Origin of the sequence: uncultured Brachyspira sp. (assembly GCF_944390845.1) — a bacterium.
GTDB classification, from domain to species: Bacteria; Spirochaetota; Brachyspiria; order Brachyspirales; family Brachyspiraceae; genus Brachyspira; species Brachyspira pulli.
Window position 1 is genome coordinate 1 of sequence record NZ_CALXRM010000086.1, and the last position, 12,581, is coordinate 12,581.

7 protein-coding genes and 1 pseudogene are annotated in these 12,581 nt (G+C 25.4%); 3 read left to right on the plus strand and 5 right to left on the minus strand.

Annotated features, from left to right (window positions below; translation table 11 throughout):
• The first annotated feature begins 130 nt into the window (after positions 1–130).
• Entirely contained in the window at positions 131–688 is a 558-nt protein-coding gene (locus Q0K52_RS13155; RefSeq protein WP_297300160.1) for a DUF4416 family protein, read from the plus strand.
• Between the two features lie 2 nt (positions 689–690).
• Here Q0K52_RS13155 and Q0K52_RS13160 read toward each other — a convergent pair whose 3' ends face one another.
• Together Q0K52_RS13160 and Q0K52_RS13165 are read right to left on the minus strand one after the other, a co-directional pair.
• Complete coding sequence (locus tag Q0K52_RS13160) at positions 691–2,952, minus strand: methyl-accepting chemotaxis protein (RefSeq protein ID WP_297300162.1); 2,262 nt, start codon at positions 2,950–2,952, stop codon at positions 691–693.
• A gap of 261 nt (positions 2,953–3,213) precedes the next feature.
• Positions 3,214–5,460: a methyl-accepting chemotaxis protein gene (locus Q0K52_RS13165; RefSeq protein ID WP_297300165.1), complete on the minus strand. Its 2,247-nt coding sequence runs from the start codon at positions 5,458–5,460 to the stop codon at positions 3,214–3,216.
• Between the two features lie 153 nt (positions 5,461–5,613).
• On the opposite strand from Q0K52_RS13165, the gene Q0K52_RS13170 reads away from it, so the two are divergent.
• Positions 5,614–7,116, plus strand: coding sequence for a hypothetical protein (locus tag Q0K52_RS13170; RefSeq protein WP_297300167.1), 1,503 nt, complete (start codon positions 5,614–5,616; stop codon positions 7,114–7,116).
• Positions 7,117–7,136: 20 nt separating this feature from the next.
• Positions 7,137–8,030 (plus strand): patatin-like phospholipase family protein, encoded by an 894-nt coding sequence (locus Q0K52_RS13175; RefSeq protein WP_297300168.1) that lies wholly within the window; start codon positions 7,137–7,139, stop codon positions 8,028–8,030.
• A gap of 53 nt (positions 8,031–8,083) precedes the next feature.
• On the opposite strand, the gene Q0K52_RS13180 is transcribed toward Q0K52_RS13175, so the two are convergent.
• The 3 genes and pseudogenes from Q0K52_RS13180 to Q0K52_RS13190 form a co-directional block, all read right to left on the minus strand.
• Positions 8,084–8,386, minus strand: coding sequence for a hypothetical protein (locus tag Q0K52_RS13180; RefSeq protein ID WP_297300169.1), 303 nt, complete (start codon positions 8,384–8,386; stop codon positions 8,084–8,086).
• A 50-nt stretch (positions 8,387–8,436) separates the two neighbouring features.
• Positions 8,437–9,221 (minus strand): annotated as a pseudogene (locus tag Q0K52_RS13185) (BspA family leucine-rich repeat surface protein); the annotation flags it as partial.
• A gap of 610 nt (positions 9,222–9,831) precedes the next feature.
• On the minus strand, positions 9,832–12,426 hold the full coding sequence (locus tag Q0K52_RS13190; protein ID WP_297300171.1) for a BspA family leucine-rich repeat surface protein: 2,595 nt from the start codon (positions 12,424–12,426) through the stop codon (positions 9,832–9,834).
• Positions 12,427–12,581: the final 155 nt, after the last annotated feature.

The window sequence follows — 12,581 nt, forward strand, 5'->3', positions numbered from 1 at the left end:
ATTATGATACACCTATGTTATACTTTAAAAAACTAAGGAATACTTAATGCAATATGTCTGGCTCCTGTGCAAATTATTTTTTATTATAAAGATTATAGAAAAATAAATAAAAATAATGTAATATATCAGTATGAGTAAAGTATTAAAACAATCAAAAGCTGTGCTTGTTATGGCTTTAATGTACAATGACATCAATATATATAATTCTGCATTAGAAAAACTTATTAATAACTTTGGAGAAATAGAAGTTATTAGCGATGAATATTTATTTTCTCATTCTGCATACTATAAAGATGAAATGGGAGATTCTTTAAATAAAAGATTCATAGTTTTTAATAAAATGATAGAAAGAGATTATATCAGTGATGTAAAAAGAATAACTGATAATATAGAAAAAGAATATTTAGATGATAAACAAAATAGAAAAATCAATATAGATCCTGCAATATTAACTTTAGAAAATTTTATTCTAGTTACAAATAAAAATTTCACACATAGAATATATTTAAAAGACGGTGTATTTGCTGATTTAACATTATTATATAAAAAGAAAAAAGGATACACTGAATTAGAATGGACTTATGCTGATTATTCAAGCGATGAAACAAAAAAGTTTTTAAATAAAATAAGAGAGCTATTCTACAATAGACTTATAGAAAGCTCTCCTTTTGGTTCTAATTGGAAATAATTTTAAGAATCTTGTATACCGGCAATTCTAACAAACTCTTTATCCCATACACCTATATGTTCTATTAAGAGTTTAGCTAAAAGCTCGGAAAAATCAATTGCTACCTGACGCCAATCACTGCTGGATTTAAATGCTTTATATTGATCATCAATAGCTTTTTCAAATTTTCTATGTTCTTCAAAATGTTCTTTAATTTTATGATATTTATCTTTATTAGCAACTTGTATTTTTTGTTCTTCTGAAAAATGGTATTTTGTGTAATTAATAGCACCTTTAAATGCTTCATCAACATCATCTTTAATACCATTATATAAAGCAGAATGAACTTTATTAGCATATTCAATAATTTGTACGTGCTGACTGTCTATAGTTTTATTATGTGTATAATATTGATCTAACCATTCTAATTTTCTAGCACCAATTTTAAAGAAACTCATAGCATTAAATAAATCTTCCATTTGCTGTTCCAATTCTTTAGAAGACTCATGCATAGATGAAACTAATGAACTGTTTCCTTGAGTTTGAGCATCCATATTTGACATAGCTGAATTAATACTGTCTATACCTATTAATTGTTCTTTAGTAGTATTGGCCATATCAGCTATAACTCTTGTAGTTTCTTCTATTTTATTTTCAATATCTTCAAATAAAGTTCTTGACATATTAGCAGAGTCTGTTGCTTTTTTTACTTTCTCATTACTTTCAGCAATAAATGAAGTAATATTATTAACTGAACTTTGAGTTGTCTGAGCCAAATTTCTAACCTCTGAAGCAACAACCGCAAAACCTCTTCCCTGATTACCTGCTCTTGCGGCCTCTACAGATGCGTTCAAAGCAAGTATATTAGTTTGGAAAGCTATATCTTCAATAAATTTTACCAATCCGCTAATTTTCTGACTGTATTCAAATGCCTGACTTGTATTTTGTGCTGTTTCAGCAATGATGCTTCCAGCTTCCTCAACTGCATTTCTAGCATTTATCATCATATCATTAATTATAGCTGCATTATCAGCTGTTTTTCTGATCGTACTTGAAATTTCTTCTGTAGCCTCAGCTGTTTTCTCTAAGTCTGCTGCCTGACTTAAAGTTCTTGATGCTAAATCTTTGTTAGAATATGATAAAGAATAAGCTGTTCTTTTTGTCAAAGCTACATTAGAGTTAGCAATACTGATAATATCTTTTATAGATCTTTTCATATTATCAAAACTTCTTATCAACTCACCTACTTCATCTTTTCTAGAAAAATATCTTTCATTAATATCAAAAGTTAAATCACCTGAGGAAATCAAGTTAGCAACTCTTAATGCTTCTTTTAATGGAGATGTTAATCTTCTAGTAAATCCAACAATAACAGCAGTTACAACCGCAATTATTACTAAACAAAATAAAATAGCAAATAATACCGTTTTACCCAATGAAGAATACAATTCTTTATCTAGTATACTTATTATAATATACCAATTTGTACCATCTATATTATAATATGACATTAAATAACCTTGTTTATCAGTGTCTTTATAATGCATTATGCCGTCGCCATTTTTTATTACTTCATCATAAGGGGCATAATTATCAGCAACCGTTAATATTTTATTATTATCCGGATGAGCTAATATTTTTTTATTACTATCAATAATAGATATTTTTCCGCTTTTTCCAACCGTAACATTAAGTACATATCTATTTATCAAATCGCCCCAATCAACATTTCCTGATAATACACCAATTACTCTGCCTGTATTATCTTTTACTCCTCTCCATATTCTATAAGTAGGATTTCCTGTAGCTACAGATTTTGTAATACTTTCTTCCCCTCCGGAATTATAACCGCCTGAAACAAAATTTTTCCAGCCATTATCATTCCTATCCATAGATACATTATTTAATATTCCATTTTCTGAATCTATTATGGCATTTCCATTAACATCTAATAAGATAAAATTAACAAATGAATTCTTTGAACTTTTAAAATATTTCAATGCTTCTTCTGCTCTCAATTTCAAATCCGGATTATCCTGATTTTGTAAAAAATTTATTAAAGCTTCAGAAGTAACAAAATTTTCCATAGAACTGTTATTATCACTAAGCCATAAATTAATCAAATTTTTATAGGAAATGGATGTGGACTCAAAACCACTTTCAACTGTTTCATCTATTACTTTTATGCTTAATAATAATACTATCCATATACTCAAAAAAGTAGATAATACTATAGCACTTACAAATAAAACAGGTATTTTAAATCTTAAACTGTATATCTTCATATTCTGTCCCCATCACTATTATATTCATTAATAATAACATCAATCAAAAACAATATCAACATGATAATTTAAACTTAAAAGCAATTATTATCAATAAACTATAATAAATAATCTATTTAAATATAAGAAATATTTATATTTTTGTAATAATTTTTTTAATTATTATTCAAATTAATACAATAAAAATTGTTAAATTAATAATTATGTAAACAAAACTCATAATAAAAATAACAATTTTCATATTTTACATAAAAAAATAATTTAATGGTCGTATATACCAGCTGTTTTTACAAATTCCTTATCCCAAACACCTATATGCTGAATAAGCCATTTACTTAATATATTAGCCATATCAGAAGCTGTATTTTTCCAATCAGCTGCAGAATTTAATTCTTCAATTTTTTTCGCAACTAAAGATTCAAAATTTCTATGCTGTTCAAAATGCTCCTTTATTTTTTTATATTTATCGGCATTTTCTTTTTGTAATTTCTCTTCATCTGAAAAATGATATTTAGTATAATCTAAAGTCATATTAAATATATTTTTCACTCTCTCTACATCGTCCTCATATATAGCTGAATATATGTCATTTATAAAATTAATAAGATTCATATGCTGTTCATCTACATGAGTATTATTAGTATTATAATTATCAGACCATTCTAAACGGTATACACCGGTCTTAAAAAAGCTCATAGCACTAAAGAAATCATTAGTTTGCTTTTCCAATTCGCTAGAAGAAGTTTTCATAAAGTCTACCAGACTAGAATTTTCTTTGGTTTTAGAATCTATATTAAGCATAGATGTATTTATTCTATTAACATCTTCTTCCTGCTTATGCATAGTATTAACCATATTTTCCATAATAGTTGTAGTATTATCAATTTTTTTCTCTATATCAGCAAATAGTTTCTGAGACATATTAGCCGAATCTGTAGCTCTTTTAATTTTATCATTGCTATCTTCTATTAATGAAGTAATATTTTTAGCTGATTCAGAAGTAGTTTGAGCCAAATTTCTAACTTCTGAAGCAACAACTGCAAAACCTCTGCCTTGATCTCCGGCACGTGCTGCCTCTACAGAAGCATTCAATGCAAGTATATTAGTTTGAAATGCAATATCTTCAATTATCTTTATAATATCACCTATTTTCTTACTAGACTCAAAAACTAAAGAAGTATTCTTAGCTGTATCATTAATAATAGAACCAGCATTTGATATATCATTTCTAGCATTTACCATACTGTCGCTTATAGATCTTATATTAGTGGTTGATTCTTTTATAGCTGATGATATATTTTCCATAAAAGATGTGGTTTGATCTATCTCTGTAGCTTGAGATTGTGTTCTGTCTGATAAATCCTTATTTGAATAATATAAACTATAAGCTGTTCTTTTCGTTTGAGAAATATTTGAATTAACAACTTTAATTATATCTTTTATAACTTTCTTCATTTGAGTAAAGCTATTTAGTATATCCCCTATCTCATCTTTTCTATTTAAATGTTTTTCTGATATAATACTTGTTAAATCTCCATTAGCAATATTTTCAGCCTCTTTTACTGCCTCATTTATAGGAGAGAGAATATATTTTAAGAAAGACCAAATTATAATTATAGACACAATAGTTAAAATTATACCAATAAATATAGGCAAAGTTAACATAAATCTAACAGGATTATAAAGTTCATCTTCTTCAATTGTAACGAGTATATACCAATGAGGATAAATGATAGGACTCAAATACATCATATAAAGTTTGCCATTATATTTATAATGATTAATAAATTTACCTGATGTATTTAATTTATCAAAAGCATTAAAATTCTCAAGCTTAGTTAATATTCTAGTTTCATCTTTATCAGCAATTATATTTTTATCTTCATCAACTATCATTATATTTCCAGTTTCACCAACTTTAGCAAAAGAAATACAATGATATATAAAGTCCGACCAGTCTATATGTGATGATAAAACACCTATAATATTTCCGTCAGCATCTTTTACATCTGTATACATTTTATAAACCGCTTCGCCTGTAATTGCTGACTTTACTATACCCATTTTATTATTTTTCAAATTATCACTATAAAAACTAAAATGCGGATCAATACCATTATTATAATTCTTTAATGCTCCATTTTCTGAATCAGCTAAAACATTTCCATTTTTATTTAAAAGTGTAAAATGTGATGTAGATGGTCTTGAGTTTTTAAAATTAACCAAAGCAGTTTCAGCCAAATTGAAATTTTCTTCAGTTGGCTGCAATAAATAATTGATAATATTTGCATTAGTAGCAAAACCATCTAATATTGTTTTTTGATGTTCTATCCATAGATTAGCTGTACTTTCATAAGCAACAGCTGTAGTTTCAAATCCATTTTGAGCCGCTATATCAACAGACTTCAATGATATTAAAAACATTATAACTGTTATTACAAAAATTGATAATGTAATAGAAAGTCCCATAATAAGCGGTATTTTAAATGTTAAACTATGAAGTTTCATTTTTTAAACCCTTATTACAAAATTTTGAAACATTATATCATATTAAAAAATTTAATCAAACACAAATTATAACTATATACATAAATATAATTGTTAAAAAAATCAATAAACTGTATAATATATCCGTCTATTTATGGCATTTAGGAGTTATTTATGGATTTGACTATACCTTACGAAAATGATATTAATGAAAAAGATAAATCTATTATACAAGAATACATATTAAACAATATAAAAGAATACGAAAAAAATTCTACTAAACTTACTGAATTAACCATAGAAGCTGTATCATCTTTAAGTGCTGGAAAATCAAGAACTGAATTTCTTGCAAAACAAGGTTTTCTTAGTAATATGTTTAACTCTATAACAGGTCAAAATAGAAAGATAAGAGGTGAAGTTGATTACAATTATGCTATAGTAAAAAATGCATCTATAAAAATGATAGAATACTTAGCTAAACAAAATAAAATTACTTATGAAGGCTTGATATATATTAATAATAAATTAAATAACATAGAAGAAAATATTGAAAAAGAACTTGTAACTATATGTAATAATATTAGAGAGTCATTCAATTTCATATTAAATAAAATAAATGAAGAATCAAACAGAATAGAAACTTTGGAGAAAAAAGTACAATTACTTGAATTCAAAGCTTCTACTAATATGCTTGAATTCGATAACATAAAATATAAAGATATGGATAGCATAGAAAAAATAATATCTTTAAGTAATGATCTATTCCATAAGATTTCTTATGATAATGAAAAAACTATAAACAAAGAACATATTTACATGATCAAATCAATACTATTGGATTTTAATATAGATATAAATAATAAAATTAAAATATCAGATATATATTCTAAATTAATTGATAAACCTAATTTTACAAATAAAATATTTTATAATGTTAAGTACAATAACAATTTACCTGAATTTATTATACCAATATTAAGTGGAATCAAAAAGCTAGAGAAATTAAATAAAGAAGAAAACTATATAATAAATTCAATACTTACTCTTGGAAAAAGCCATAAAAATATTAACCCAGATACTATAAAACTTCATCTTATAAATGATTATGGAATTAATGTTTGTAATTTTAATTATAATGCTGAAATAAGTAATTATGAAATAGTAATATTAATAATGAATGAATTAAAAATGGCATCAAAAAATATTAATGTTCCAAGTGTTAATAGTTTTATCAGCATAGAAGAAAGAATGGATTTAGCCAAACAATATTTTCTTGAAAAGAAATATAAAAAAACTATTCAAGAATGCAGTATAATTTTATCAAAAGATCAAAGTAATAAAGAAGCTCATAATTTAAAAATAGAATGTTTATACAAACTTCTCATAAAAGAAATAAAGCATTATGAAAAACCTTTATGTTATAAAGAAATAGCAAAAATATTTTTAATAAAAAAAGATTATGGAAATACATTAAAATATTTAAATGAATATTTTGAATCTTATTCTTCAAATAAAGAGATATACAAATTTAAACAAAAACTAGAAGATCAATATAAAAAAATAAAAACATACGAAAATAAAATAGCAAAGAAATTAGAGAAAACTACTGATAAAAATAAAAAAGATTATTTAGAATTTATAAGTGATTTTTGGGGAGTATATTTAACAAAAATTTAAAAATACAAAACGGAGCATTTATGAAAAAATTAGGATTAGTGTTAGGCGGAGGCGGCGGACTTGGAAGCTATCAAATAGGAGTTTGGAAAGCTTTAAAAGAATATAAAATTGATAAAATGATTAAAGCTATTGCTGGAACTTCTGTAGGTGTTCTTAATGCATGTTTAATAGCTCAAAACAATTATGAAATATCCGAATACATTTGGACAAATGAAATAGAAGATAAAATTTTATCCAAAAAGAAAATAGATAAGAATAATTCATTTATATCATCAAACGGTATATTCAGCCGTGAGGGATTAATAGAGATAATAGAAAAATATTTAAATATAGATATTATAAGCGAATACAAATACCCAATATATGCTACAACAGTAAATTTAAAAACAATAAATGTTGAATATTTTAAATTAAACGGTAAAACTCATCAGGAAATAAAAGAAATAATGATGGCTACAAGTGCTATACCTGTAATATTTGGAAGGCAAAAAATAAAAGGCACTAATTATATAGACGGCGGTATGGAAATATTAAATGGAAATAATTTACCTTTGAAGCCCCTATATGATGAAGGCTGTGATGAGATAATAGCAATAAATTTATATAAAGATGCTGCCATAGAAAAATCTGATAAATGCAAAGTTTATGAAGTTGTACCAAGTAATGATATAGGAAATTTCTTTACTGGAGCAATGGACTTCTCTCTTGAAGGAGCTAAAATGCGTCTTGAAGAAGGATACAAAGATGCTAAAAATATATTAGAACAAATATTCAAAATGGGCCATACTCAAATAGAAAGTTTAAAAAACAGCAATAAAATGTATCAAGATGAAATCAGAAATGAAATAAACAAAAAAGAATTAAAAAGCAAATTAAACACTGCAATAGACAGTTTAAAAATTCAAGATAAATAATTAAATGATAATAGACTTGTATTCATGGTAAATATAAAAAAACAAGTCTATTATCATATTTTAACATTTAATATTTCAGAAATTTCTAATATAATATGATTTCCATTTGTATTTTCAGTACTAAATACCAAAGTATATAATTCTTCACTTATAGAAAATTCAATTCCATCTATAATGACTTTCTTACTATACTCTCCATACATAATATTAGAATAATCATCTTGAAATACAGCACCATCATATTTATTTTTTATAATATCAATAAGTTCTAATATAGGAGCTTTATCACAAATATTATCATCATTACAATAAAGCTCATAATTATTAAAAACTTTTCTTAAATACCATTTATTCATAATTTTTAATACAATTAATTTGAATTAGTATACATAAAATCAAAAAATTAAAGCTCTGATGAAAAATCTTCTTCAAGCTTTTTTCTTAATTTTACAACTCTCCTATTTTTATCTTTTGCAATAAGATCATATATTTCTTTTACATTATCTTTTGTTATAGTTATATAATCTTCTTTAGGATAAAAGGCTTGCATATATACTTTAAGTCTTGTATACAATTTATTTTCATCATCACAAATTAAAGTTATATCTTTTAATTTATCTAAATTCCAATTTTCTAAAGATTCATAATGATCAAACTTTTCTGCATATCTAAACATAAACTCTATATTAGTTACTTTTTTTGTATTCCATTTATCAAGCGGCTGATTAAAACTTTCTGCTAACTTAAACATACCTCTCATATCTTTTACTTTAGATACATTCCAATCATTTAAAGGCTGATTAAAAGCTTTTGCCTGCAAAAACATGAAAGACATATCTTCAACATTAGAAGTGTCCCATTTATCTAAAGGCTGATTAAAATTAGAACAATATGCAAACATATTACTCATCTTTTTAACTTTAGATACATTCCAATTACTTAAATCCGGATTAAAATCTATAGTTTGATATTTTACCAAATCCTCATAGCCCATATATGCAAATATCATATCCATATTTGTAACATTAGAAACGTTCCAATCTTCAATGCCTTCAAAATCTTTTCTTTTACTTTCAAAAAAAGACTGCTCATATCTGTGATAAGGCTTGTGTCAATATAACAAAGTTTTATACCGTCAGTAAATACTAATTTTTTTAATTCTTTTTTCGTTTCTGGTTTATATTTTTTCATAATCTTCTCCTAACTATCTTTAAATCAAATCACCATTTAATCTGCTATATGACATAAAGAATTATATTTAGTGTACGCAGATGAGTACCTTTCATTATCGCATAAATTATATTTTTAATAAAAAATAATTTCATATACCTAAACAACTATATTTTGTCAAAAATAATTTTTTTAAATTTTAAATATCTGCAGGGCTTTACCCTTACAAAGTACACAGCGTGCAGCACCCCAGTTCTTTTACAACAGAAGGAAGTACTGCGACTGAAAGGAGTACCTGACGAAGTCCACTGTAAGTGTAGGTATAGTATTGGTATAAGGTACAGCCCGCCTTCGGCGAGAACCTTATATCCTCAATAAACTCGGATACGCTTCGCGAACAACTGCATTTTTGATCTAAAACTAGTGTTTATACAATATTTAATACATATTCTTAAAATATAAAGTTCTAGCAATTGCATTTTTCGTATAGCATATACAAATTTATTGAGTATATAGGTTCTTTGACGAAGTCCGCCTGCGACCGTAGGGAATACTTTTTAAGTATGGAGTGCGGTAGGCTTCGCCAAAAGAACAACAAAAAATTGACAAACTTAAAAACTTTTAGTATTTATTAAAATAAATCTGTCAATCTAAAATCCAAAATTATAAATACTAATAAAGTATAAACAAATCTGTTACTTATATCTTTTTTATTTTCACCCTTTTTGAAATCAATACTAATATTTACTAAATCATCATATTCTATATCCTCATCAACTTTTGCAGACATAGTAAAAATATCTCCGTCATTTGCTGTAAATGTATATGTTATAGTGTCATTATCTCCTAATACATCATTAGTATGCATATCATATTTTTGAGCAAAAAACTTAAAAGCTCCGTAGCTTGTATCTATATTTTTTATTTTCTTTATTTCTTTTTTTAGATTATCTTTATTTAATTTTATTTGTGTTAATTGATTTATAGCCTGTGATAATTCACTATCTTCAATTTGTTTTCTCCATCTATCTATAGTTTCATTGTCCATTTCTATAGGAGTTGCCAAACTCATAAAATTATCAGCATTAATTTTTATTTTTTCATTTTCTATGTTTAAATATTTTCCATCGTTTGTATATCTGAAATTTGTTATAAAGTTTTTATCTTTGTCATATAGATTCCATATTAAACCAGAACCAAATTTATTCATTAAATAGTTATCAATAAAAACTTCTTTAAACAAGTCATAACTCAATATATCACCGTCTATTAACATAATACTTAAAATATGTGAGCTATGATTAATAAACTTATCTGCTTCTTTACCCAATTCTTTTATTTTATCTTTTAATTTTTTATCAAGATTTTGAGGTACTTTTTTTAATTCTTTATTATTTTTTATATCGAATAGAGTTAAAGTATAATCATTATTAACAATTAATTTATAATCTTTATTTAATTCTTTTTCACCTTTAGAATTGAATCCCAAATTAGGCATACATCTTAATCTAAATTCAGTATAACCTATATTAATTTTTTCAAGTAACTCATTAATCATTTCTACTGCTTCTTTACGAATTGCACTTTTAGTTGAATTTATATATATTTTATATAATAAACTCTGAGCATATCTGCTTTCTATATTGAAGCTTATCATTGTAAGTAGATTTTTTGATTCAATAGTATTCATTAATTCTGATATTTTCTTTAAAGCTTCATCTCCTCCGTACATAGCATAAACAAAAGCGGTGATAACTTCATCTTTATTTTTTAAATAAATCTCTTTAGTAAAATTCACAAATGATTTTAAATCAAGCAAATTAACCATATTATCAATTTTTTCTAATTTTTTAATAGTTTTCTTTAAAGACAAATATTCTGAATATATATACTTTATAAGATTGATATTTACTTCTCTTGATTTATCTTTTATTAATACATGGCAATTCTTTATAAATTCAAGTTTCTTATCATATTTTTTAGCATTGTAATTTCTTTCAGCATACTTTTTTGCTTTTTCTATAGTTTTGAAATTATAATTATTTGTAACAAATGAAAGCTCTGATGAGAAATCACTTTCAAGTCTTTTTTTCAATCTTACAACTTTTTTATTTTTATCATCTGCAATAAGCTCATATATTTCTTTAACATTAAATTTTGTTATACTTATAATATCGGCCTTAGGAAAAAATGCCTGCCTATATACTTGAATTCTTGTAGGTAATTTATCCATATCCTTATCATCACAAATTATACTTATAGCTTGTAAACTATCTAAATTCCAATTCGCTAAAGATTCATAATGATCAAACTTGCGTGCATAGGCAAACAACAACATTACACTAATGACATTTCTTGTATCCCATTTATCAAGAGGCTGATTAAATTCTTCTGTAAAAGCAAACATATGCTCTATATTTGTTACTTTAGACATATTCCAGCTATTTAAAGGCTGATTAAATTTACCGCATGCTCTAAATGCAAATTCCATACTTTCAACATTAGAAGTATCCCATTTATCTAAAGGTTGATTAAAATTTTCACAGTCCTCAAATATATGTTGCATATTTTTCACATTAGATACGTCCCAATCATTAAGAGGCTGATCAAAAGCTTTACAATAACGAAACGTCTTTGATAAATCTTCAACATTAGATACATTCCAATTATTTATATTCTGATTAAATTTCAAAGCCACATTAAACATATTAGACATATCTTTAACATTAGAAACATCCCATTTGTCCAAAGGTCTATTAAATGCTTCACAGTTATGAAACATATCGCTCATATCTTTCACTTTAGATACATTCCAATTATTTAAAGGCTGATTAAACTTTTTAGCACCCAAAAACATGCCAGCCATATTTTCCACATTTGAAACGTCCCATTTATTTAAAGGCTGATTAAAATATGTACAACAAGCAAACATATAAATCATGTTTTTCACTTTTGATACATTCCAATTATTTAAATTAGAATTAAACTCTGTCATTGAATATTGTCCCAAAACATTGTAGTTCATATATGCAAACATATAAGACATATTCTCAACATTAGAAGTATCCCACTCTTCTATGCCATCAAAATCTTTTCTTTCACTTTTATTAAAAAGGTCGCTCATATCTGTAATAAGACTTGTATCAATATCACCAAGTTTTATACCGTTGTTGGTGAATACTAATTGTTTTAATTCTTCTTTTGTTGTTGGTTTATATTTTTTCATAATCTCATATCCTCATTATAAATTTTAATATATGTAAATAGTAGCATCCAATTAACTACCAATAATAATACTTATTTATATATACCTAAACAACTATATTTTGTCAATTTTCAAACAGATGAAAGTTCTCTGCTAATACTATTGATAATTCACGT